19 protein-coding genes are annotated in these 24128 nt (G+C 61.9%); 6 read left to right on the plus strand and 13 right to left on the minus strand.

From position 1 onward, the window contains the following. Positions 1–2: 2 nt before the first annotated feature. Entirely contained in the window at positions 3–1022 is a 1020-nt protein-coding gene (cobT, locus tag BLP10_RS01975; protein WP_091128971.1) for a nicotinate-nucleotide--dimethylbenzimidazole phosphoribosyltransferase, read from the minus strand. A gap of 77 nt (positions 1023–1099) precedes the next feature. On the opposite strand from cobT, the gene BLP10_RS01980 reads away from it, so the two are divergent. The 3 genes from BLP10_RS01980 to BLP10_RS01990 are packed head-to-tail and all read left to right on the plus strand — an operon-like array spanning position 1100 to position 2850. Then, a complete protein-coding gene (locus BLP10_RS01980) occupies positions 1100–1936 on the plus strand; it encodes an adenosylcobinamide-GDP ribazoletransferase (protein ID WP_091128974.1) in 837 nt (278 codons plus the stop codon). A 15-nt stretch (positions 1937–1951) separates the two neighbouring features. Then, positions 1952–2149 (plus strand): DUF1289 domain-containing protein, encoded by a 198-nt coding sequence (locus BLP10_RS01985; protein ID WP_091128977.1) that lies wholly within the window; start codon positions 1952–1954, stop codon positions 2147–2149. Then, on the plus strand, positions 2149–2850 hold the full coding sequence (locus BLP10_RS01990; protein WP_244510346.1) for a retropepsin-like aspartic protease family protein: 702 nt from the start codon (positions 2149–2151) through the stop codon (positions 2848–2850). Before BLP10_RS01985 ends, BLP10_RS01990 begins: the two co-directional genes overlap by 1 nt. Positions 2851–2916: 66 nt before the next feature. On the opposite strand, the gene dusA is transcribed toward BLP10_RS01990, so the two are convergent. Then, positions 2917–3909, minus strand: coding sequence for a tRNA dihydrouridine(20/20a) synthase DusA (gene dusA / locus BLP10_RS01995; RefSeq protein ID WP_091128980.1), 993 nt, complete (start codon positions 3907–3909; stop codon positions 2917–2919). Between the two features lie 229 nt (positions 3910–4138). On the opposite strand from dusA, the gene BLP10_RS02000 reads away from it, so the two are divergent. Then, the gene (locus tag BLP10_RS02000; RefSeq protein ID WP_091128984.1) at positions 4139–4927 is read left to right on the plus strand and encodes a phospholipase A2 family protein; all 789 of its coding nucleotides are present in this window, start codon (positions 4139–4141) and stop codon (positions 4925–4927) included. A 59-nt stretch (positions 4928–4986) separates the two neighbouring features. Here the strand turns inward: BLP10_RS02000 and ybaK are convergent, their stop codons facing one another. The 7 genes from ybaK to BLP10_RS02035 form a co-directional block, all read right to left on the minus strand. Beyond that, positions 4987–5457 carry a Cys-tRNA(Pro) deacylase gene (gene ybaK / locus BLP10_RS02005; protein ID WP_091128987.1) on the minus strand — a complete coding sequence of 157 codons (471 nt, stop codon included), beginning with the start codon at positions 5455–5457 and terminating at the stop codon, positions 4987–4989. 24 nt (positions 5458–5481) lie between these two features. Then, positions 5482–6093 carry an urease accessory protein UreE gene (locus BLP10_RS02010; protein WP_091128991.1) on the minus strand — a complete coding sequence of 204 codons (612 nt, stop codon included), beginning with the start codon at positions 6091–6093 and terminating at the stop codon, positions 5482–5484. A 57-nt stretch (positions 6094–6150) separates the two neighbouring features. Further along, complete coding sequence (locus BLP10_RS02015) at positions 6151–6636, minus strand: nucleoside deaminase (RefSeq protein ID WP_091128993.1); 486 nt, start codon at positions 6634–6636, stop codon at positions 6151–6153. Between the two features lie 5 nt (positions 6637–6641). Next, complete coding sequence (gene xdhC / locus BLP10_RS02020) at positions 6642–7607, minus strand: xanthine dehydrogenase accessory protein XdhC (protein WP_091128996.1); 966 nt, start codon at positions 7605–7607, stop codon at positions 6642–6644. Then, complete coding sequence (xdhB, locus tag BLP10_RS02025; RefSeq protein ID WP_175493735.1) at positions 7604–9973, minus strand: xanthine dehydrogenase molybdopterin binding subunit; 2370 nt, start codon at positions 9971–9973, stop codon at positions 7604–7606. Before xdhB ends, xdhC begins: the two co-directional genes overlap by 4 nt. Positions 9974–9977: 4 nt before the next feature. After that, positions 9978–11462 (minus strand): xanthine dehydrogenase small subunit, encoded by a 1485-nt coding sequence (gene xdhA, locus BLP10_RS02030; RefSeq protein WP_091129000.1) that lies wholly within the window; start codon positions 11460–11462, stop codon positions 9978–9980. Between the two features lie 101 nt (positions 11463–11563). Then, the gene (locus tag BLP10_RS02035) at positions 11564–12004 is read right to left on the minus strand and encodes a VOC family protein (protein WP_091129004.1); all 441 of its coding nucleotides are present in this window, start codon (positions 12002–12004) and stop codon (positions 11564–11566) included. A gap of 202 nt (positions 12005–12206) precedes the next feature. Between BLP10_RS02035 and pepN the strand changes: the two genes are divergently transcribed. Continuing rightward, positions 12207–14858 carry an aminopeptidase N gene (gene pepN, locus BLP10_RS02040; protein WP_091129007.1) on the plus strand — a complete coding sequence of 884 codons (2652 nt, stop codon included), beginning with the start codon at positions 12207–12209 and terminating at the stop codon, positions 14856–14858. 202 nt (positions 14859–15060) lie between these two features. Continuing rightward, complete coding sequence (locus BLP10_RS02045) at positions 15061–17388, plus strand: PAS domain-containing sensor histidine kinase (protein WP_091129010.1); 2328 nt, start codon at positions 15061–15063, stop codon at positions 17386–17388. Between the two features lie 15 nt (positions 17389–17403). On the opposite strand, the gene BLP10_RS02050 is transcribed toward BLP10_RS02045, so the two are convergent. From BLP10_RS02050 to BLP10_RS02065, 4 genes are all read right to left on the minus strand, one after another. Next, positions 17404–20355 carry a bifunctional [glutamine synthetase] adenylyltransferase/[glutamine synthetase]-adenylyl-L-tyrosine phosphorylase gene (locus BLP10_RS02050; RefSeq protein WP_091129013.1) on the minus strand — a complete coding sequence of 984 codons (2952 nt, stop codon included), beginning with the start codon at positions 20353–20355 and terminating at the stop codon, positions 17404–17406. 94 nt (positions 20356–20449) lie between these two features. Then, the gene (locus BLP10_RS02055) at positions 20450–21871 is read right to left on the minus strand and encodes a HAMP domain-containing sensor histidine kinase (protein WP_175493736.1); all 1422 of its coding nucleotides are present in this window, start codon (positions 21869–21871) and stop codon (positions 20450–20452) included. A gap of 10 nt (positions 21872–21881) precedes the next feature. Beyond that, positions 21882–22580 (minus strand): winged helix-turn-helix domain-containing protein, encoded by a 699-nt coding sequence (locus BLP10_RS02060; RefSeq protein ID WP_091129021.1) that lies wholly within the window; start codon positions 22578–22580, stop codon positions 21882–21884. 139 nt (positions 22581–22719) lie between these two features. Continuing rightward, complete coding sequence (locus tag BLP10_RS02065) at positions 22720–23934, minus strand: S1C family serine protease (RefSeq protein WP_091129024.1); 1215 nt, start codon at positions 23932–23934, stop codon at positions 22720–22722. Positions 23935–24128 lie beyond the last annotated feature (194 nt).

Consider the following 24128-nt stretch of genomic DNA (forward strand, 5'->3'; position numbering starts at 1 on the left):
TCTCACGACAGGCGCTCGGAGACTCCAGCCTGACCGAAGGTCGCCATATCGCGATGAACGGCGGCGGCAGCCTTCACGATGCCCATGGCAAGGGCGGCGCCCGAGCCTTCGCCGAGGCGCATGCCGAGCGCGAGCAGCGGAATTTTTCCGAGGCGCGCCAGTACATCCTGGTGCGCGCCCTCGGCGCTCAGATGACCGGCGATGCAATGATCGATGGTCGAGGGATGGATGGCGTGAAGCACCGCGGCCGCGGCGGTCGCCACATAACCGTCGATCACTACGGGAATCTTCTGCAGCCGCGCGGCAAGAATCGCACCGGCCATTGCCGCGACCTCGCGCCCGCCGAGACGGCGCAAGACCTCCAGCGGATCCTTGAGATGCTCGCGATGATGGGCGACGGCAGCCTCCACGGCGGCAATCTTGCGCTTCAAGCCCTCTTCGTCCAAGCCCGTGCCGCGGCCTACCCAATGCTCGGCAGGGCCGCCAAAAAGGGCCATATAGATGGCGGCAGCCACGGTCGTGTTGCCGATGCCCATTTCGCCGATCGCGAGCAGGTCCGTGCCGCCGGCAATCGCCTCCATGCCGAAGGCCATGGTAGCGACGCAGGCCTTCTCATCCATGGCCTCCGCCTCGGTAATGTCGCCGGTGGGCATGTCGATGGCGAGGTCGAACACCTTGAAGCCAAGGCCGTAAGCCGCGCAGATCTGGTTGATGGCCGCTCCACCAGCAGCAAAGTTCTCGAGCATCTGGCGGTTCACGTCGGACGGAAAGGCCGAGACGCCCTTCGCCGTCACCCCATGGCTCCCGGCGAAGACGCAGACCAGCGGGCGGTCCGCTGTCGGGTTAGGCTTGCCCTGCCAGGCGGCGAGCCATTCGGCGATCCATTCCAAGCGCCCCAGGCTCCCGGCGGGCTTGGTGAGTTGTCGATCCCGCAGCCGCACCGCCTCGATGGCCGCCTCGTCTGGACCGGGCATGGTCGTGATCAGGCGGCGGATATCGTCGAAGGGTGAGGCATTGGTCATGGAAGGCTCCGGCCCAGGGGGCATTGCGGAATCTGAAGAGGCGTGACCTATAGCGGCCTGATTGCGTGGGGTGAAGCATGTCCGAGCAAATCGAAACGCCGCAGGGCGCGCCAACCGGCTTCTGGCAGGCCACGACCATCGATCTGGCCCATTGCCTGCGCTTCTATTCGCGCCTTCCGGTTCCACCCCTGCCCTGGGAGCAGAACGCCCATGCGCTGCCGGATTTCTCGCGCCTTGTCCGGGTTCTGCCGCTTGCCGGGCTGATCCTGGGGGGCATTCCGGCGCTGGTCTTCGCGCTCTCTTATTTCCTGGCCCTCGGCCCTTGGCTTTCAGCCACCCTGGCAGTCGCCGCAGCGACGCTCACGACGGGGGCCTTCCACGAGGACGGCCTTGCCGATACCGCCGACAGCTTCGGCGGCTCGACCCGCGAGCGCCGCCTGGAGATCATGCGCGACAGCCGGATCGGCTCCTTCGGGGCCTCCGCCCTCTTCCTAGGCCTGCTGCTGCGCATCGGAGCGCTTGCCGGGCTCACCTCCGTCGCCGGGTGGCAAACGGGGATGCTTGCCCTTCTGATTACCGCCTCTCTCTCCCGGACGATCGGTCTCATGCCCCTCGTGTTCCTGCCCCCTGCCCGCATCGATGGAGCGGCCTATGCGGTCGGACAGCCTACCCGGGAAGGGTTCTGGTTCGCGGCGGCGCTGGCAGGGCTGATCACCATCATCCTCGGCATGATCGGCAACCTGCCGCCATCCGGCGTTGCACTCATGCTCATTCTCTCGGGGCTGACGGGATGGGGCTTCATCCGCCTGTCCATGAAGCATCTCGGTGGTCAGACGGGCGATATTGCGGGCGCAACGCAGCAGATCGCGGAAATCGCTGCGCTCATCGGCCTCTTGACCGCGGCTCAACCGTAACAACATGTGAGAGATATGGCCCGCGTCTCCAGCCCCTGCATCCGCGTCTGTACCCTCGACCCCGAAACGGGCCTCTGCGAAGGCTGTGGCCGCACGCGGGCTGAGATTGCGAGCTGGTACCGGATTCCGGAAGAGGAGCGCCAGCGCATCATGGCCGAACTGCCGGAGCGCATGCGCGAAGCCTTCACCCCTGAGCGCGACAAGGCCGAGTGATGCCGGGCATTCGTGGCGCAGGCGGATTTCTTCTGATTGCAGCGCTGCTCATCGCCATGTTCTCCGATCGGAACATAGCCGATCTCTCCCCGCTCGAGGCAGCAGGTCTTTTGGCGTTCGGAGGCATCAGTCTAATCCTCGCTGCCGCCATCATCGAAGGCTTTGGCCAGCATTGGACCTATGGGGTACAGGCCACCGCCGTGAGCGGCGGAGTGCTGATCGCGCTTCTTGTCATGTTCGGCGCACGCGGCGAATTGCAGGCCGTGATCGACCGCGCCATCGGCGACATTGCGGTGGGACGTACCGTGGTGACGCCGGACGGCGAAGTTGTCGCTGCCCGCAAGACGGACGGCAGCTTTCTGCTGCAAGGCAAGGTGAACGGCAATGATACGCGCTTCGTCTTCGACACAGGCGCAAGCACGGTGGTGCTGCGCGCGGAGAACGCCGCTGCCCTCGGCTTCAAGCCGGAAACGCTGAACTATTCCGTGCCAGTCGCGACGGCCAATGGCGGTGCGCTTGCAGCATCGGTGGTGGTGGAGACCCTGTCCATTGGCTCGATCACGGAGCGCAATGTCCGCGCCCTCATCGCGCGCGAAGGCGTCCTGCACGCCAATCTCCTCGGCATGACATTCCTGGAGCGACTTGGGTCGTATGAAGTGCGGGGGAACAGGCTGATACTGCGCGCCAAGGAAGGCGACTGATCCAAGCCGTCATTCCGGACGAAGCGGAGAATATCCAATCGACTTCACCGCCGGAGGAGAGCCGTCTTACTCCGCAGCCGTATCCAAGGCAAACCCCCGCGACACATGCGCCACCGCATCGCGCAGGGTTTGCAGGTTCGCGCCCGGCTTCACCGCTTCCGTGGCCAGATGTCGCCGGAAGGCGCGCGCACCCGGACGGCCTGTGAAGAGGCCGAGCATGTGGCGGGTGATGTTGCTCAGGCGCTCGCCCTTTTCCAGCTGCGCCGCGATGTAGGACTCATAGGCCTCCACGGCTTCGAAGCCGTCGGCGACCGGCGGCTCCTCGCCATAAAGCTCGCGGTCCACGCCAAGCAGAATCTCGGGCTCGTGATAGGCGATGCGGCCCAGCATGACGCCGTCTACGTGTTTGAGATGCTCGTGAATCTCGGCCCAGGTCTTGATGCCGCCATTGATGGCGATGGGCAAATCGGGCCGAGCCGCCTTCAGCCGATAGACGCGATTGTAATCGAGCGGCGGGATGTCCCGGTTCTCCTTCGGAGAAAGGCCCTTCAGCCAAGCCTTGCGCGCATGGACCGTCAACTCGTCGCAGCCTGCCGTGACCACGCAATCGGTGAGGCGGTCGAGCGCCTCCTCCGTATCCTGATCGTCCACGCCGATGCGGCACTTGACCGTGACGGGCAGAGAAACCGCAGCCTTCATGGCCGCCACGCATTCGCCGACAAGCACCGGCTCCTGCATCAGGCAAGCGCCGAAGCGGCCGTTCTGCACCCGGTCGGAGGGGCAACCTACATTGAGATTGATCTCGTCATAGCCGAACTCGGCGCAGATCCTCGCGGCCTTCGCGAGCTCCTCCGGGTTCGAGCCTCCCAGCTGCACCGCTACCGGATGCTCCGCGTCGCTGAAGCCAAGCAAACGCTCGCGCGGACCGAAAATGACCGCACCCGTGGTGACCATCTCCGTATAAAGGCGCGCCCGGCGCGACATGACGCGATGGAACGCGCGGCAATGCCGGTCGGTCCAATCCATCATCGGCGCAACGGTGAAGAACTTCTGGGTCATCTCGAAATAGTTTCTAGGAGAGCTTTCCGGGTTATCAGCCTTCGAGCAGCCTTTTCCGACATGGCAACCCTAATCTCAAGGAAAATAAGCGGGCAGCAATGTCACAGAGGCTGGAATCGTTGTCCCGCAATAGCCCAGCTACCGCATTCTGGCCGGATTGAGCCGGTGACCTGCAAGCTCGACCGAACCTAGCCCATCGAAAACATAGGCTTCAGATGAGGACGGAAATATGCAGATCAACTGGCTGCTTCTGACCGAAGGCCCCGGCGGTCTTCCCATTCCCACTTACGGCAATTACGGCGGCCCGAACTGGACGGGCGGTGAGTTCGTCGGCGACGATGAGCCCGGTGATTACACCGTGCCACCCGAAGATTCCCTCGACGCCCTGTTCCGCCGCCATGACAGAGCCTATGACCAGCCTGATACCCTCCTGCGCGCTCAAGCCGACCTTCAGCTGATCAAGGGAATCCTGAGGCAGTCCCCCGATGAAGTTACAGGAGAAGGCGATCTTTATGCGGGCGGGGCAGCCTTGGCCATGCTCTACCAGATCGCCGTCGTAAACGGCCGCCCTGAGCTCCTGGCAACCGTCGACGTGCAGACGATCATCGAAAGCGCCATCGACCGCATCGAGGAGGGCAGCATCTCACCCGAACCGCAAGAAGTGGCGGCCCTGACCGAATGGCTGCAGCAGACGGCAGCCGTGCTCACGGCGCAGGATGACCCCATTCTCACCCTTGCGGCTCAGAGGCTGCTGGACTTGAGTTCCAGGCTCGCTGGCACGGACGATCCCAGCATCCCTATCACCCTCACTGAGGATGCCTTTTCATTCGTCTTCGGAGAAGCAAGTGTTTCTCCTGGGGACGTGATCGATGGCATTACCGATATATGGAGTTCTGAAACCCTGACCGAATTCGCAGCGGCACATCACGAGGCTCTCCCAGAAATTCGGGAGCATTTGCTGGACTTTTTGCCGAAGAAGCTCGATTTCCACGCCGACCTGGGTGACTTCACTCTTTAACGCATATCCTTCGTGGCCGGATCATGTCCGGCCACGAGGGTGCGATCACGGAAGGCGGGTCAGATCACCGCCGCCACCTTGGCGTCCAGCGTCTTTGCCGCATCGCTCGGCTTGAGCTTCACCTGAAGGCCTCGCTGACCACCGTTCATGAACACTTCCGGATGCTCAAAAGCGGATTGCTCCATGACAGTTGGAACGCGTTTCTTCTGACCGAAGGGGCTGATGCCTCCCACGTGATAGCCGGTCAGGCGCTCCGCATCGGCGGGCTTCATCATCTGCGCCGCCTTGCCGCCGAGCGTCGAGGCGAGCTTCTTCAGGTTCACCTCCTTGTCGGAGGGAACGACGACGCAGGCGGGCTTTCCATCCACCAGCACCATCAGCGTCTTCAGCACGCTGTTAGGGTCCGCGCCGATGGCCTCGGCTGCCTGCAGACCGATGCGCTCCGCATTGGGATCATACTCGTAGGCATGGACTGTAAAGGAAACACCGGCCTGCTGCAGGGCCTGCGTGGCGCGGGTCGTCTTGGACATCGAATGCGTCAGATATTCACATGATCAATGATCATGCTTGTGGTCGTGTCCATGATGATGGCCGCATCCACAGCCATGACCGTGCTCGTGTTGATGGCCGTGGTCATGCTTGTGATCGTGGGAATGGCCATGATGCTCATGAGCGTGAGCATGGTCATGATGGTGGTGATCATGCCCGTGCCCGTGATGATGGTGATCATGGTCGCAGACATGGGTGCTGCGCTCGGGCTTGAAGGGGCGCTCCACCGGCGTCACGGTGCAGCCCTGCCCGCGCGCGAGCTCCGCGAGAGCCGGATCGTTCTCGATGTAGAGAGCATCGTTCTTGATCTCGGCGAGGCCATGATTGGAGCCGAGGTGCCAGGCAAGACGCATGAGACGCAAGGGGTTCTCCGCCTTCACTTCCAGCAGGCCCTCGGCCTTCGCCTTCACCTGAACAAGGCTGCCGTCCTCCAGGCGCAGGGCATCGCCGTCATTGATGGTGGTTTCCATATCGAGATCGATCAGGATCTCGATGCCGCCTTCAGCCGTCAGCCTCGCCTGCCGGCGGCTCCTCGCCTCATGGTCGAGGATCACCGTGTCGACGACACGGTCTGCCTTTACGGCGGGCTTGCGAACGATAGTGGTGACGCGGGGCATGGCTTTGTCTCTGGTCAGTGCTGGATCAGCGATAGATAGGAAACGCAATCGGCCAAGTTAATACTCGATCTTGTCGGGCTTGTCCGCCCACGCCTGGAACACGGCCTTGGCCTCCAGGCTCGGCAAATGATCGGTCGGAATGATACGCTCCGAAATAGGCTTGGGAATTTCGTCGTAGATCAGGCTGTCGTCAAACCCAATCTCGGCAGCATCCTGGCGGGTATTGGCGAAGACGATCCGGGACACCCGTGCCCAATAGGCAGAGGCCAGGCACATGGGACAGGGCTCGCAACTCGTATAGAGCGTTGCGCCTTCCAGGGAAAAATCGCCGACCGCCTCGCAGGCCCGACGGATCGCCGTTACCTCGGCATGGGCAGTAGGATCATTGGCGGAAGTTACCTGGTTCCAGCCTTCAGCCAGAACCTTGCCGTCTCGAACGATGACGGCTCCGAACGGCCCGCCGGCCCCGTCATCCATGTGCTCGCGAGACAGGTCGATGGCGCGCTTCAGGTAGCGCTGGTCCTGAGTGTTCGTGTCAGTCATGGGGCTTATGTACCGCCTGCTGCGTCGAGTGGCGAGAGTTTTCGGTCAAGCTGCCGGCGCTCCCGCGTCTGGAGAAGCTGCGCTGCCACCGAGGCCGCGATCACCGCCGGATCCTTGTCCGCGACGCCGGCAACCCCGATGGGGCAGATCAGGGCGTCGATACGCTCCTGGGGCAACCCGAGTTCCCGGAAGCGCTTTTCGAACCGTGCCCGCTTGGTGGCGCTGCCGATGAGGCCGACATAAGGGAAACCCCGCTGCAAGGCTGCCGCCGCAATCGCCATGTCGAGGGGGTGGTCGTGGGTCATCACGAGGATCATGGAATCCGGCCGCGCCTCGGCTATCTCGGCCTCGGGGCTCCTCATCTGCACCGCTGAAGTATTTGCGGGAACGTGAGCGGGAAAAGCCCCCTCGCGATCGTCCAACCAGCGAATGGAAAACGGCAGAGGCGCAAGCGCCAGAACGAGCGCCCGTCCCACGTGGCCCGCGCCGAAGAGAAGAACCGGCGTGCGGTCCTCGCCATGGGTCTCACGCCATTCAGCGCCTGGGCTGACATCCGCTTCCGATGCCATTTCGCGCCCGACGCGCCCTGCCTCCATCCGGCATTCGAGATCGAACAGCCCGCCTTTACTCTCCATGGCAACAAAAGGAGAGATGTCGTCGAGGTCTTGCTTGTCGAAGGTCTCGATGAGGATCTTCACGCGCCCGCCGCAGCACTGTCCGAGATCGGGTCCGAGGGCCTGATCGACGATGCGTGCAGGCCCTCTCCCCGCCTTCAGCATCTCGTGGGCGATGTCGAGCACCAGAAACTCGAGCTGCCCGCCGCCGATGGTGCCGTGAAAAGCCCCATCCGGCCGCACGACCATACGCGCATCCTTCTCGCGAGGCGCGGAACCTTTCACGTCATGCACGGTAATCAGGGCCGCAACCCCATGCCGCTCAATCAACTCGGTGAGCTGTCGCCAAGCCCTCACCCCATCGACCTCCCCCGCAAGGCTTCGCAGGCGCGCAGGATCGCCTCGGGCGTCGCGGGTGCGTGCAGCAGAACAGGCTTCGACGGATCGAGCGCGTGGATCGCATCGGCCAATGCGCAGAACACGCTGTTCGCCAGCATGATCGGCGGCTCGCCTACGGCCTTGGAGCGGTAGATCGTCTCCTCCCGGTTAGTGTTGGGATAGAGCGCTACGCGAAAATCGGAAGGTACGTCCGAGGCTACCGGGATCTTGTAAGTGGAGGGCGCGTGCGTGAGCAGATGACCCTCCTTGCTGAATACCAGCTCCTCGGTGGTGAGCCAGCCCATGCCCTGCACGAAGCCGCCCTCGATCTGCCCGATGTCGATGGCTGGATTCAAGGAGCGCCCGACATCGTGGAGGATATCCGTACGCAGCACGCGGTTCTCGCCGGTCAGCGTATCGACGATTACTTCCGAGCACGCCGCACCGTAGGCGAAATAGAAAAAGGGGCGGCCCGTACCCTTGGCGCGATCCCAAGTGATCTTCGGCGTCTTGTAATGTCCGGCTTCGGACATCGGAACGCGCGCGAGGATGCACTTCTTCACCAGCTCATCGAACGGGATGCTTTGGTTCCCTATGAACACGCGGTCATCCCGGAACTCGATCTGAGCCTCGGGAACGTTGTATGCCTCGGCAGCGTAAGCGATCATGCGCTTCTTGATCGCGCCAGCAGCGACCTTCGCCGCCATGCCGTTGAGATCGGAGCCGGAGGAGGCCGCCGTCGGTGAGGTGTTGGGCACTTTCGCCGTTGTTGTCGCGGTGATGCGCACACGCTCCATGGCAATGCCGAACTCCTCGGCCACAACCTGCGCCACCTTGATGTAAAGCCCCTGCCCCATCTCTGTGCCGCCGTGGTTCAGATGTACGGACCCGTCCTGGTATACATGAACCAGAGCACCGGCCTGGTTCATATGGGTCAGGGTGAAGCTGATGCCGAACTTGACCGGTGTCAGCGACAATCCGCGCTTCATGATCGGTGAAGACGCATTGAAAGCTGCAATCTCCTTGCGGCGCTCACGGTAGCCTGAGGTTTCCTCCAGCGTCCGCACGAGGTTCAGAAGCGTGTCGGTTTCCTCCACCTCCATGCCGTAGGGCGTGACATTCTCACCCGGGCGATAAAAGTTGGCATAGCGGACATCGAGCGGATCCTGCCCCGTCGCCCAGGCGATCTGATCCATCACATGCTCGATGGCCAACATGCCCTGTGGACCGCCGAAGCCGCGGAAGGCGGTGTTCGACACTGTATTGGTCTTGACCCGCTTCGAGGCGACATGGACGGCAGGCATCCAATAGGCGTTGTCCGCATGGAACATGGCGCGGTCCACCACGCCAGCCGAAAGGTCAGCCGAATAGCCGCAGCGCGCGAGAAGGTCGACGCCATAGCCCTGGATTCGCCCCTCTACATCGAAACCCACGCGCCAGTCGCAGCGGAAATCGTGCCGCTTGCCGGTGAGGATGAAATCGTCGTCGCGATCCAGGCGGATCTTGCAGGGGCGCCCGGTTACCCGCGCAGCCAGCGCCGCCGTCACGGCCCATTGCGTGGCCTGACTTTCCTTGCCGCCGAACCCGCCGCCCATGCGGCGGGTTTCGCAGGTCACATAAGCATCGGGAATATCCAGAACCCGGGCGACCACATGCTGCACTTCGGTAGGATGCTGGGTCGAGGAATAGACATGGATATCGCCATCCTCCCCCGGAATGGCGAAAGCCACTTGGCCTTCGAGATAGAAGTGCTCCTGCCCACCGACACGGAACTGGCCTTGAAGCCGATGCGGCGCTGCCGCGACGACGGCATCGACGTCACCACGACCGTAAGAATAGTCAGGAAGAACGGTTTCGCCGCGCGCCAATGCGTCCTCGACGGTGACACTCGGCGCCTCAGATTCAATCTCCATCACCGCATGCTTCACCGCGCGCCGCGCAATATCGCGACTCGTGGCAACGACAGCAAACACAGCTTGCCCGCGAAAGCTGATCTCACTGTCAACGAACAAAGGATCGTCGCCGAAAGCAGGCGAGACGTCGTTCTTGCCGGGAATATCGGCAATGGTGAGAACCGCAACGACGCCGGGCGTCTTGCGAACGGCTGAGACATCGAGCGAGACGAGGCGCCCACGCGCTTTCGGCGCCTGTCCGATAGCGATATGAAGCGTGCCCTCGGGCTCGCGGATGTCGTCGATATATTGCGCAACACCCTGCACATGTTTGGGTCCGGAATCGTGCGGCAGGGGTTTGCGCACATGGCGGAGCGCTTCCGCTCCCTCGGGAGCGCTCCCCTCCCTCAAGGAGGAGACGAAAGCTGCGCCGACCTTCGATTGCTCATTCATGGTCTTACTCCGCAGCTGCCAGCGTTTCGCGCTGGCCGACGATACGCGTAGGACGCGTGGCGCCGGATGCTGTCTCGCTCAAGGCCTTGAACACGAGGTTTCGAGCAACCGTTGCGCGATAGGCGGCAGACGCGCGGTGATCGTCGAGCGGCTGGTAGTCGCGCGCGACGGCGGCCATAGCATCCCCCCACGAGGCAGGCTCGTCGAGGGAAACGCCGATGAGCGCGGCTTCCGTCTCCGATGCGCGCTTCGGTATGCCCGCCATGCCCCCGAAGGCAATGCGCGCCTGAACGATCTTGCGGCCATCGAGCGCGAACCTGAACGCTCCCATGACAGCGGAGATATCCTCGTCGAAGCGTTTGGAAACCTTGTAGGCGCGAAACGCCTCATGGCCTTTGAGCTTCGGCACCTTGATGCTCCGCACGAACTCGCCGGGTAAACGGTCCTGCTTGCGATAGGCGATGAAGAAATCTTCAAGGGGTATATTGCGCGTGCTCTCGCCTCGGCGCAGCTCAAGCGTGGCGTCCAGCGCAATGAGAGCAGGCGCAAGATCGCCGATGGGCGAGCCGTTGGCGATATTGCCGCCTACGGTTCCGGAGGCACGCACCTGAGCGGACCCGAAACGGCGCATGAGTTCGCCGAGATCGGGATCGATGTTTTGAAGGCCCGCATAGGCCTGTGCGTGGGTGACCGTTGCGCCGATGGTCAGCGCGTCCGTACCATCCTCGATCCTGTCGAGGCCTGCAACGCGCCCCAGCCAGATCATCCTGTCGAGCTCGGCCATCCCCTTGGTGATCCACAAGCCCACATCCGTACAGCCGGCCACCAGCGTGGCATCAGGGTGCTGCGCATAGAGGGTTGCGAGTGAGGCTTCGCTCGCTGGCGCGGCAAAGAAGCGTGCTTCGTTGCCAATGAAGAGATCCTGCTCGTCAGCCAGCTCGGTGAGACCGCGTATCGTTGTCTCGCTGGCTTGTGCGAATGTATCCTGGGGAGCGCCGGCGCAGGCCTCGAGGGCCGCGTCGACGATGGGACGATAGCCTGTGCAGCGGCAAAGGTTACCAGCGAGGACATCATTGACGTGTTCGCGGCTCAATCGCCGCTCGGCATCCTGGTGATAGAGCGTAAAGAGGCTCATCACGATGCCGGGGGTACAGAAACCGCATTGAGATCCATGATGGGCAACCATGGCGGACTGAACAGGGTGAAGGTCGCTACCTTGCGCCAGATCCTCGACGGTTACGACCTCGGCGCCGTCTACTTGGCCGAGAAGCAGAATACAGGCATTGATGGGTTCATATTGAACGCGCCCGTCCCGAATGCGACCGAGTGCAACCGTACAGGCTCCGCAATCGCCCTCGGCGCAGCCCTCCTTCGTTCCGACCCGACGCTCCTGAAGTCTCAAATAGTCCAGAAGGGTAGTCCGCGGGTGAAAGCCGGAAACTTCGATGGGCTGACCATTCCGCCAGAAACGAATTGCGTCTCTTGCCAAGATTATCCTCCGCCGGGCTCTTCCCGGCCTGTTATGGTGGGCCGGGAAGAATGGAGGAGCAAGAGCTTTTCGCCAAGGATACTTTCTACGAACACCCAGGCTTACCAAGAACCCGTGTTCGGCATCGAAGCCCAGGGCTCCTGCGCCGGCTTGGGCTCACCGCGCTGCAGCAATTCGATGGAGATGTTGTCGGGAGTTTTGACAAAGGCCATGTAGCCGTCACGCGGCGGACGGTTGATGGTGACGCCCGCATCCATCAGCCTCTGGCAGATCTCATAGATATCGTCGACCCGGTAGGCCAGATGGCCGAAGTTCCGGCCGCCGGCATATTCATGCTCGTCCCAGTTATAGGTGAGCTCCAGCAGCGGCGCCTTCGTGTCCTTGGCTTTTTCCAAATCACCGGGAGCGGCCAGGAAAACGAGGGTGAAACGGCCCTTCTCGTTTTCGGTCCGGCGGACTTCGACAAGACCGAACTTGTTGCAGAAGAAGTCGAGGGACTGTTCCAGGTTAGAAACCCGGACCATCGTATGCAGGTATTCCATAAACAATCTCCCTTATTGAGCTTGGGCTAACCTGATGGCGCAATCGGCCGGGAGATCAAGGGCAATGGTTTACCCAGGCGTAAAAAGCCTTTGAAATGTCCAACTGGACGTGACTTTTGTAACTCGCCGATTCAAACGCCCTTGCTTCCTGCAGCCCGACCCCTAGGCTCCAACGCAATCATATTTCATCAGAGAGTTGCCGATGCGCACCGATGTCGACCATATCGTCCGGCTTGAGGATTACCTGCCCAGCGATTTCCTGATCGACCGGGTCGAGCTGGATGTCAGACTCCACCCGACGGCCACAAAGGTGACGGCGACCCTCTCCATGCGGCCTAATCCTGCTGGGCGCTCGGATGTTCCCCTGATCCTGGACGGCGACGAGGTGAACCTGAAGGGCATCGCTCTCGATGAACGTGCGTTGGAAGCCGGAGAGTTCGAAGCCTCCCCGCAATCGCTCACGATCTCGCAGCCGCCGCAGCATCCGTTCAAGCTCACCATCGAAACCGAGATCAACCCCACCGCAAACACCAAGCTCATGGGTCTTTACCGGTCCAGCGGGAACTATTGCACGCAATGCGAGGCCGAAGGTTTCAGGCGGATCACTTACTTTCTCGACCGTCCCGATGTGCTGGCCGTCTATACAACACGCATCGAGGCCGATCGGGAGGAGGCTCCGGTCCTGCTCGGCAACGGCAATCCGGTCGAAAGCGGCATCATCGAGGGCACCGGTCGTCACTACGCGGTCTGGCACGATCCCTTCCCGAAGCCGTCGTATCTGTTCGCGCTCGTCGGTGGGCGCCTGGGCAAGATTGCCAAGCCGTTCACAACCATGAATGGCCGAGAGGTGGAAATCGCTGTCTATGTGGAGCCAGGCAAGGAGGATCGCGCCGGCTACGCGCTCGACGCGCTTGAACGCTCGATGATCTGGGACGAGAGGGTCTTCGGCCGCGAGTACGACCTCGACGTGTTCAACATCGTTGCCGTGTCCGATTTCAACATGGGCGCGATGGAGAACAAGGGTCTCAACATTTTCAACGATAAATATGTGCTCGCCTCACCCGAGACCGCGACCGATACGGATTATGCGAATATCGAGGCGATCATTGCCCACGAGTATTTTCATAACTGGTCCGGCAATCGCGTGACCTGCCGCGACTGGTTCCAGCTCTGCCTGAAGGAAGGATTGACGGTTTTCCGCGACCAGGAATTCTCCTCGGACGAGCGCTCCCGGCCGGTGCATCGCATCGCGGAGGTGAAGACGCTGCGGTCGCGGCAGTTTCTCGAGGATGCAAGCCCCCTCTCCCACCCGGTGCGTCCGAACCAGTACCGTGAGATCAACAATTTCTATACTGCGACCGTCTATGAGAAAGGCGCCGAGATCGTCCGCATGCTTAAGACGATCATCGGCGATGCGGATTTCCGGCGAGGCATGGACCTCTATTATGATCGCTGCGACGGCACCGCCGCCACGGTCGAGGATTTCCTGAAGGCCTTTGCCGATGTCACGGGGCTCGACCTTTCGCATTTCGCCCGATGGTATGCGCAATCCGGCACCCCGCGCGTAGAGGTGCGCGGACATTATGATGGGACAACCCAGACCTACCGGCTCGACTTCAAACAGCAGACGCCTCCCACGCCTGGACAACCCACGAAGGAGCCGATGGTGATCCCCGTCGTGCTCGGCCTCGTCACGCAAGACGGGCAGCGGATGGAGGCCAAATGCGAGCGCGTGAATTCCAGGGGTGTCTTCCTGCTCGACAAGACTGAAGACAGCATTACCTTCACGGGGGTCAGCTCCCGCCCTGTTCCGTCGGTGTTTCGTGACTTCTCGGCTCCGGTTAAGGTTTCTCTCGACCTTACGAACGAGGAACTCATCGTGCTGCTTCGGCACGATGCGGACGCCTTCAACCGCTGGCAGGCCGCACAGACCCTGGCCATGCGCACACTCGCGGCGCGCTCGACCGGAGTGCCCGTGAGCGAAGATGCCATGGCTTCCCTATCCTCTGCCTTCAAAGGTTTCCTGGAAGAGGCCGCTTTGCGCGATCCTGCCTTCGCAGCGCTCGTTCTATCGCTCCCCAGCGATGCCGACATCGCTCAGGAGATCGGCCAGGATGTGGATCCCGATGCGATTCATCACGCTCGCAAGGAACTGCGTGGTCATCTCGGCAAAAACTGTTTCGAAAAACTGGCGGATTTTTACCATTCCCTCGCACCGGCCAAGACCTATAGCCCCGATGCGGCAAGCGCCGGCAGGAGATCTCTGCGCAATGCAGCACTCGATCTTCTGGCCGCAGCCGATCCGCAAGCTGGCGAGAAGCTCGCGAGCAAGCAGTTTGAAACTGCAACCAACATGACCGATCGACTGGCGGCCCTGAGCGTTCTCATGACGATCCCCGGCTCGCTGCGCGAGAGCGCCATCGCGAGTTTCGAGGAGCGTTACCGCGATGAACCTCTCGTGCTCGACAAATGGTTCTCGCTGCAGGCTGCCATCCCCGAGGATACGACGGTTGAGCGCGTGCAACGTCTGATGGAGCACCCGGCTTTCTCGATGAACAACCCCAATCGCGTGCGCTCTTTGATCGGCAGCTTCGCGATGCTCAACCAAGTGCAGTTCAACCGAAAGGATGGAGCGGGCTATGCGTTCCTCGCCTCTATCGTACTGCGTGCCGATGAGTTGAATCCGCAACTCGCATCGCGCCTGCTGACTGCCTTCAGTTCTTGGAAGATGATGGAATCAACACGCCGCAATCATGCACGCATCGCGCTGCAGTCCATCGCGCAAAAACCGAGTCTTTCCCGTGACGTAGGTGACATCGTAAATCGTTCACTTGAGGAAAGCGCGGACGCTTAGGCTTCGGGGCATCTTGGCAAGTGTCGATGTGGGTTATCCAAAGCTATCCCCAGGCCTGAGAGAGGATGAGAATTTTTTATTAACCTAACTGATCACATAGCTAGACAAATCACCTGCCCGTGATTCTATTGTTGGTGATTCGGAGAGATGCGGCACGTCCTTCCGAATATGAGGACAGTAACGGTTCCGAAGGGAGCATCGCATGGCGGGGGCGGTGACCGCATGCGTACCCGCACGCGCGGGTACGATTCTAGGGGTGGCGCGATCGGACGCGAACCCGGCTTATCGTCGGCTCGAGCAATATGAATCCCTGCTCCGGCTTGCAGTTCCTGCCGTTCTCTTTCTCTTTCTCATCACGCTCGCAGGCAGCGCGTGGATTCAAATCCGCGACGGGCGCCGCGACACCATGCTGGATGCCATTCAGGACATCGACATCATCGCTTCCCTTTCTGCGGCAAAGCTCGGCGCATATCCCGCTCCGGCGGACCGGGTGCAGGCTGCGGCGCAGCTCAACTCGCTCGCCAAGGAAATGCCGGCGAGCGCCCTGAACCACAGCCGACGCCTTCTTCTTATCGACCAAGCCGGCGCCGTGCTGGCCATGCACCCGTCAGCGGAGAACGTGCCGCAGACCCTGGCCGAAGTCCTTGGGGACGCGCAGCCCCTGGCACTCTTTGCAGATCGCGCAGGCGTCATGACGATCAAGATGGCTGGCGGCAACGAGGGTATCGCAACCGTTCGGGCCCTTCAGGCCTCTTCCGGCCAGATCGCCATCGTGCAGCCCCTGCCCCACGTGCTCGCGGGTTGGTGGACACGCACCATCGGCCATGTCTCCCTGCTGGGCGCGACGATCATGGTGCTTCTGGGCATCGGCGTTGCTTATATGATGCAGGCGAACCGGGCCCGCGCTGCCGACGAGGTGTGCGAGAAGGTGCGTGATCGCATCGACTCCGCGCTCAATCGCGGCCGCTGCGGCTTGTGGGATTGGGACATCGGACGCGGGCGCATCTACTGGTCCGACTCCATGTACGAGCTCCTCGGCTATGAGCGGCAGGACGAATTCCTTTCGTTCGGCGAAGTGAACACCATGATCCATCCCGAGGATCAGGATCTCTATACCCTCGCCGAACAGCTGGCCTCCGCCACCACCTCCCTCGTCGATTATGAGTTCCGCATTCGCAGCGTGACCGGCGACTGGGTGTGGCTACGTGCCCGCGCCGAACTCATGAACGATCCGGACGATGCAGCGAGCCACCTCGTCGGCATTGCCGTGGATGTCACCGAACAGCGCGGCCTCGAAGAGAAGACCGCCCGCGCCGATGCGCGCCTTCACGACGCCATCGAGGCAATCTCCGAGGCCTTCGTTCTCTGGGATGCCAACAATCATCTCGTTCTCTGCAACTCGAAGTTCCAGAAGCTTCACGAGCTGCCAGCCGATGCCAACCTGCAGGGCAAGTCCTATGCGGAAGTGATGGCGCTTGGCCGTCCGCCGGAAGTGCAGCACCAGTTCCTGCGCCGTGAGCAGCAGGATGTGGGCGCCCGCACCTTCGAGGCGCGCCTTCAGGATGGCCGCTGGCTGCAGATCAACGAACGCCGCACGAAAGACGGCGGCTACGTGTCGGTGGGCACGGACATCACCGCGCTCAAGCGCCATGAGCACCGCCTCGTCGAATCCGAGAAGGAACTCATCGCCACCGTTCTCGATCTCAAGCAGTCGCGCCAAAAGCTCGAAGCGCAGACGCACCAGCTCGCGGATCTCGCCGAGCGCTATCTCGACCAGAAGGCTCAGGCCGAGAGCGCCAACCGCGCCAAGTCTGAATTCCTGGCCAATATGAGCCACGAGCTGCGCACGCCGCTCAACGCCATCATCGGCTTTGCAGAAGTCATGCAGAGCGGCATCTTCGGCTCGTTGGGCTCGGACAAGTATGAAGAATACTGCACGGATATCCGCTCGAGCGGCGAGTATCTCCTGTCGGTCATCAACGACATCCTCGACATGTCGCGCATCGAGGCGGGCCGCACGACCCTCAAGAAGCAGCCTCTCGAAGTTCACGGCTCGATCCAGCGGGCGCTCAAGCTCGTCAGCGAGCAGACCAAAGCGAAGAACCTCTCAGTCAATGTCGACGTGACGCCCGAGGACATCGTGGTGCCGGCCGACGAGCGCGCGCTCCACCAGATCCTCGTCAATCTGCTTCAGAACGCGACGAAGTTCACGAGCGAAGGCGGCTGCATCACGGTGCGTACCCGTCTCGCAGGCGACGCCGTCAACATCTATGTCGAGGACAACGGCATCGGCATTCCGGATCATGCCCTGCATAAGCTCGGCCAGCCCTTCGAGCAGGTAGAAACTGAGTTCTCCAAGAGCTACAAGGGCTCGGGCCTCGGCCTCGCCATTGCCCGCTCGCTTGCGGAACTCCATGGCGGTTCCTTGCGTATCAAGAGCCAGGAAGGCCTCGGCACCATCGTACTGGTCCACCTTCCGCTCACCGAAGCGACGAACGCCGATATTGCTCTGGCGGACGCCGCCGCCTAAGCCCCTGGGCTCCGTTCAGCGCAGCACACGCTCATAGATCTCCCGCACATGCTGGCGCGTTGCGTTCAAATGCGTCAGCAGCACCTTCGCATCGGGCAAGCCAGCAACGGTGGCGAGACGCTTGAAGATGGCGGGTGGCACATGGTCAGGATTGAAGGCTCCTTCAATGGTCAGGCGCTGCCATTGGAAAATGGCATTAAACTGACGATGAGCCTCAACCAACTCCCTCGCGTCTTCCTGTGAAATCAGACCTGCTTTGCAGGCCTCCTGGAAAGTCTCTTCCGGCGCGAGCCCTGCCAGTGATGGATGCTGGGAAGAATGCGCCAGCACCAGAGCCTGGGCGATGAAGTCGAGATCGGTCAGGCCGCCCTTTGCGAGCTTGAGATCCCAGGCGTCATCTTCGCCCTTCTCCTGAGCGATCAGCGCGCGCATCGAGCGCACTTCCGACACCACATGCCGGGGATCGCGTTCAGCCTGGACAATCACATCGATGGCTGCTTGCACCCGCTCCGCAAAGCCCGGATCGGCACTCAGGACGCGGGACCGCGTGAGCGCCATGTGCTCCCACAGCTCGGCCTCGCTTTGCTGATAAGCGACAAAGCCTTTGAATTGCGAAGCGACAGGCCCCTTGCCGCCCTGAGGGCGCAAGCGCAGGTCCACCTCGTAGAGAAGCCCCCGCCTCGTCGGCACAGTCAGCGCCGCAACGAGGCGCTGGGTCAGGCGAGTATGGTAGACGACCGCGTCGAGGGCGCGTGGACCGGTGCTCTCACGCTGTTCCTCATCGAAGTCATAGAGGACGACAAGGTCGAGGTCCGACCCCGCCGTCAGCTCTTTCGTGCCGAGACGGCCAAGTCCCAGGATGGCAACCTGGGCCTCTGGCACGACGCCGTGCTCTGCCTCGAACTCCTTGCGTACGCGCTCGAACGATGCCCGGACGATGGCAGCAGCTATCGCGGCGTAGGCCGCGCCGGCCTGTGATGGGGAGATGATGTCGGACAGAAGCCGCGCGCCGGTGATAAACCGCATCTGCCGGGCGGCATCACGAGTGCGGTCGAGAAAGTCTTCATAATTTCCAGGCGTCCCTATGATCTGCCGCACCTGCTCTTCGATGGCCGCTTCATCCACAAGCGGGATACCGAACGCGGGATCGATCAGCACATCGAGCACATGCGGGGACTGCGCCACCGTATTGGCGAGCCGCGGCGCAGTGCCGAGCAGGTCTGCAAAGCGCAGGCGCAGCTTTTCGTGGGATTGCAGGATGGTGAGAAGCTCCACGGCAGCCGGCATGCGGCCGAAGGCACTGTCGAGAGCAGCGAGCGCACCATCGGGATCGGCCGTGCCACCCAGAGCTGAGAGCAAGGCGGGCGTCAGCTCCGTCAGCACCTCGCGTGCCCGCTGGCTGGTGATTGCAGCGCGACGCCCGAAATGCCAGCCACGCACAGTCTCCGCCGCTTTCTCAGGCTCACGAAAACCCATGCGCTGGAGCGTTGCAAGCGTCTCCGGGTCGTCGCTGGTACCGGTAAAGACGAGGCTTCCCGCATCGGAGGCGAGTTCAGGTCCTTCTTCGAAAAGAAGGGCATAATGCCCCTGCACGATCTTGGCCTGATCGGTGAGAGCTCTCGAAAAGGCCTTGAGATCGGGATAGCCGCAGAACTTAGCGAAGCGCTTAAGTTCGTCCTCATCCGAGGGCAAGCGCTGCGTCTGCTCGTCGGCAACCATTTGCAACCGATGCTCAATAGCGCGCAAGAAACGATAGGCATGGGAAAGCTCATCGCGGGCCTGATCCGTGATCCAGCCCTCGTTGTGCAACTCGACCAGCATGTCGAGGGTCCGGCGCCCCCGAAGCGCGGGACGCCTGCCGCCGAACACGAGCTGCTGCGTCTGCACGAAGAACTCGACCTCGCGGATCCCACCTCGTCCGAGCTTGATGTCGTGCCCTGCCACCGCGATCTGGTCGTGTCCTCGCACCGCATGAATCTGCCGCTTCATGGCATGCACATCGGCAATGGAGGCGAAATCGAAGTACTTGCGCCAGATGAAAGGGCGAAGCTCTTTAAGAAAGTTCTCGCCCAGTGTCAGATCGCCGGCCACAGGCCGTGCCTTGATGAAAGCCGCGCGCTCCCAGTTCTGCCCAAGCGTTTCGTAATAGACATAGGCTGACGACAAGGACATGGCGGTCGGTGTCGAGCCCGGATCGGGACGCAGCCGGTAATCGACGCGGTGCACATAGCCGTCAGCCGTCCGCTCTTGCAGCAGCCGGGACAATTGCTGAGCGATGCGCGTGTAGATGGTCGTCGCCTCTGCTCCTTCCTTGAGGGCGGATGTCTCGGGATCGAAGAAAATGACGAGATCAATGTCGCTGGAGTAGTTGAGCTCTCCTGCCCCGTGCTTGCCCAGCGCCAGCACCGTCATGCCTGAGCCCTCACCCGGTGCATCGGGGTTCTGGAGCTTGATGCGCCCGAGATCCGCCATTTCCGTCAGGATCAGGTTCAAGCCGCCTGAAACGGAGGCATCGGCAAAGTCAGACAGAGCTTGCGTGACTTCCTCCGCTCCCCAAAGTCCGCCGATATCGGCAAGAGCGACGAGAAGCGCGTGACTGTTGCGGTTACGCCGGAAGGCGGCTACGGCATCGTCCCGGGTTATCTCGCCTGCGCGGACACGCCGGAAGAGATGGGCCTGGTTCTCGATGATCGAAGAATGAACAGCCTCGGGTTCCTCTAGGGCGAGCCTTGCTGTGCGTGGCGGATCGGTTACGACGAGCTGCCAGAGAAATGGAGAATAATCCGCCAGCGCCAGCAGAAGATCGCGAAACATCCCTTCTTCGAGACGCGGGAGAAGCCCCGCCGCCTCAGGCTCATGACGAGCACGCTCCATGAACTCCGCCAGCTGCGCCTTGGCCTTTTTGACCTCGGAGACAGGCGGGGTCTGCGTCAGGCGGCTGATGAGTGAGCAGTTCTGGTCGGGCACGGCTAATCCATCCAAATGCTGAGACGGCCTGAGTGTTCACGCCGCGGCCCGCGAGGCAATCGAAAATTGAGCCGCGCCCAATGCGACTTCAGGCTCAGGCGGCGGGGACCGGGACCGCTTGCGGAACCGAAACCTCCTTCAAAGGCAGGAGCAAGATGACACGCAGCCCGGGCGCATTGTCTTCAAGCAAGAGCCTTCCCTCGTGAAGCCGCGCCACTGCGGCCGCAAGGCTGAGCCCGAGGCCGAAACCGGGACGTGAGCGGGCGGTTTCCAAGCGCACGAACCTCTCCAGCACATGGCTCCGCTCGCTTTCCGGAATACCGGGGCCGCGATCGGCCACGACGATCCGCGCTTCGCTTCCTATGCGTTGGGCCGAAACGCTGATCTTTTGAGCCCTCCCATCGTGGGATGCGCCATATTTCAGCGCGTTGTCGAGCAAGTTAGCCATGGCCTGACCCAGTAGCTCGCGGCTGCCATGAATCGGCAAGCCTTCCTCGACAGAGACTTCGAGAGAGCCCCCGGCCTCCTCAGCGAGAGCTTCGTAAAGCTCCGCCACATCTCGAACCGCCTCCGACGCATCGAAATCGGCCAGCGCCTCACGGGCATTGCCGGCCTCAAGCCGCGCGATCATGAGAAGGGCGTTGAAGATGCGGATCAGGTTGTCGCTTTCCTCAATGGTCGCTTCGAGCGCCGCCTTCAGCTCATCAGGGGTCTTCGCCGTTCTCAGCGCCTCATCCGCCTTGTTGCGGAGGCGCGTGAGGGGCGTCTTGAGATCGTGAGCGATATTGTCCGACACTTCGCGCATGCCGCGCATCAGCTCGCCGATGCGGTCGAGCATGTCGTTGAGGTTCTGCGCGAGACGGTCGAGCTCGTCTCCGGTTCCTGCAATCCGCAAGCGTCCGTCGAGATCTCCCGCCATGATATCGCGTGTGGTGTCGGTCATGTCATCGACGCGCTTGAGGACGCGGCGTGCAATGAACCAGCTACCCAGGCAGCCCAGAACGCCGATGAACAATATGGAGTAGCCGAAGGCGCGATGGATAACGTCCTGCAGACGAATGCGCTCCTCGATGTCGCGGCCGACGAGCAGACGGAAATCTCCGGGCAGTTGATAGACACGCACCAGCGCGACATTGGGCTTCGAGTCCGTCTCATCGGTTCGATTATAGAGTGTCTCGAATTCCCCGAAGCGATCGACCACGCCGGGAGGCAAGGCTCCGACATTGCCTGCAACCCGCTCTCCAAGGCTGGTGGTGACGAGGTAAAGCGATGCGCCAGGTGCGCGAGAGCGCCGCTCGACCGCGTTGACCAGCCGCCGGAGACCGCCGCTTCTGTATATCCCGGCCAGGCTGTTAATCTCCGACTCGATACTGGAGACGAATTGATCCGTCAGGACCTTCTGCGCACTCCAGGCAACATAGCCCAGGGTCGCAAAAGCGAAGAGCGTGAAGACGACGAGATATGTGAAGGACAGCTTGAACGCGGTGGTCCGGAAGAGCTTGCCGAGAGATGTCATGCGGGCGAACTCATTCCTCACCATCCATCGCACCGACGCGGACCATGTATCCTGCCCCGCGAATGGTGTGGATGAGAGGCTTGTCAAAGCCCTTGTCGATCTTGGACCGCAGGCGCGAGACGTGAACGTCGATCACGTTGGTCTGGGGATCGAAGTGATAATCCCACACGTGCTCCAGCAGCATCGTGCGCGTGACTACCTGATTGGCGTTCTTCATCAAGTATTCGAGCAGTCTGAACTCGCGCGGCTGCAATACGATCTCGTGGCCCGAGCGCGTCACCCGATGGGACAGCCTATCGAGTTCGAGATCGGCGATGCGATAAAGGGTCGGCTCCGCACTCGGCGCGGAAGCGCGGCGACGGGCGAGCACCTCAATCCGCGCCAGAAGCTCGGAGAAGGCATAGGGTTTGGGGAGGTAATCGTCACCGCCGGCGCGCAGGCCCTTTACGCGATCATCGACCTGACCGAGAGCCGAGAGAATGAGAACAGGCGTCTCGACCTTCTGCTCGCGCAGGGAGCGAATGAGGGAGAGGCCATCGAGCTTCGGCAGCATGCGGTCGACGATGAGCACATCGTAATCCCCCGACTCGGCCATGGCATAGCCATCGAGGCCATCGGCGGCATGGTCCGCCACGTGGCCTGATTCCCGAAACGCCTTTACCAGGTAGGAGGCCGCCTCTTTGTCGTCCTCGATGATGAGAATCCGCATAGCCTGTCTTTAACGCAATTGAGCCCAACGGCAGGCCGGCCTTGGAGGGGAGAAAGGCCAGCCTGCCGTGGGCAGAAGACACCAGGTGTCGGGGGCAATCAACACTTTAGGCCTGGTGTCCTTACTCATTCCCGAAGGATCAGACGCCCTTCGGCTGGCTGGCGACCTCGAGGGTCACCGTCCGTTCCTTGCCCTCGCGCCAGAGCGTCAAGGACAGGCTCTTGCCGGGCGCGACCTGGGCGACTCTGCGGGACAGATCCTTGGCCTCGTTGATCGGCTGGCCGTCGACGGCGATGATCGTATCGCCTGTGCGGACCCCGGCCTTCGCGGCGGGACCGTCCTTGATCGCCTCGGCCACGAGAGCACCCTTGGCCTCCTTGAGGCCGATAGCCTCGGCGATCTCCTTGGTCACCGGCTGCATCTGCACGCCGATGAAGCCGCGGGTCACGGAGCCCTTATCCTTCAAGGATGTGACGATCTGGTCGACCGTGCTCGCCGGGATGGCAAACGCAATGCCCACATTGCCGCCCGACGGCGAGAAGATCGCCGTGTTCACGCCCACAACCTCGCCTGAGAGATTGAAGGTCGGGCCGCCCGAGTTGCCTTTGTTCACCGAGGCATCGATCTGGATGAAGTCATCGTAAGGACCTGCGCCGATGTCGCGGTGCTGGGCCGAGACGATGCCGGCCGTCACAGTGCCGCCGAGGCCGAACGGATTGCCGATGGCGACCACCCAATCACCGATGCGGGCTTTCTGGGGAGCCAAGCGCACGTAGGGGAAGTCATTGCCTTCGACCTTCAGCAGGGCAAGGTCGGTCTTGGGATCGGTTCCGATGACCTTGGCGTCCAGGGTCTTGCCGTCATCCATGGTCACCTGCACCTCGGAGGCATTGTCGATCACGTGATTATTGGTCACGACATAGCCGTCAGCCGAGATGAAGAAGCCGGAGCCCAGGGACTGGCCGAATTGACGGGGACGCTCGCTGCGCGGTCCACGGCCGCCGCGCTCGCCCGGCATCTGATCCCGGAACTGGCGGAAGAAGCGCTCCATCGGATGCCCCGGGGGCAGATCCGGCATCGAGAACTGCGGGCCATCATCACCATCACCTCGGTCAGCTACATTCTGCACCTTGACCTTTACGGCCACGACAGCGGGCTTCACGCGCTCGATCACATCCGCGAAGGACGGCACATTCTGGATCGGCTGCGACATGGAGCGCAGCTCGGCATGGGCAGGGCTAGGGGCGACGAGGCCGGTCCCAACGGAGCCGCCTGCAATCAGGGCGGCGACGGCTGCGGCTCCGAGCCATTTCGCAGTGCGCTTACGAACGGGATTGGACACTTTATCCAACATCTCTTCTCTCCTGACAGAACCTATTTCGGTTCATGTTGAGAGGAAGATGGGGGATGCCGCCTTACGGTACCCTCACCTCAAGATGAAATGTTGGTAAGGTTTTGAGGCACGGCGGCAGCCTCTCACTTCGCCCGTCCGGTCAGACGCCGAGGTCCCCTCCGAGCTGCCTTCCTGACTTTACCAGACCTGACCGA

This window comes from Microvirga guangxiensis, assembly GCF_900102135.1.
Lineage (GTDB): Bacteria > Pseudomonadota > Alphaproteobacteria > Rhizobiales > Beijerinckiaceae > Microvirga > Microvirga guangxiensis.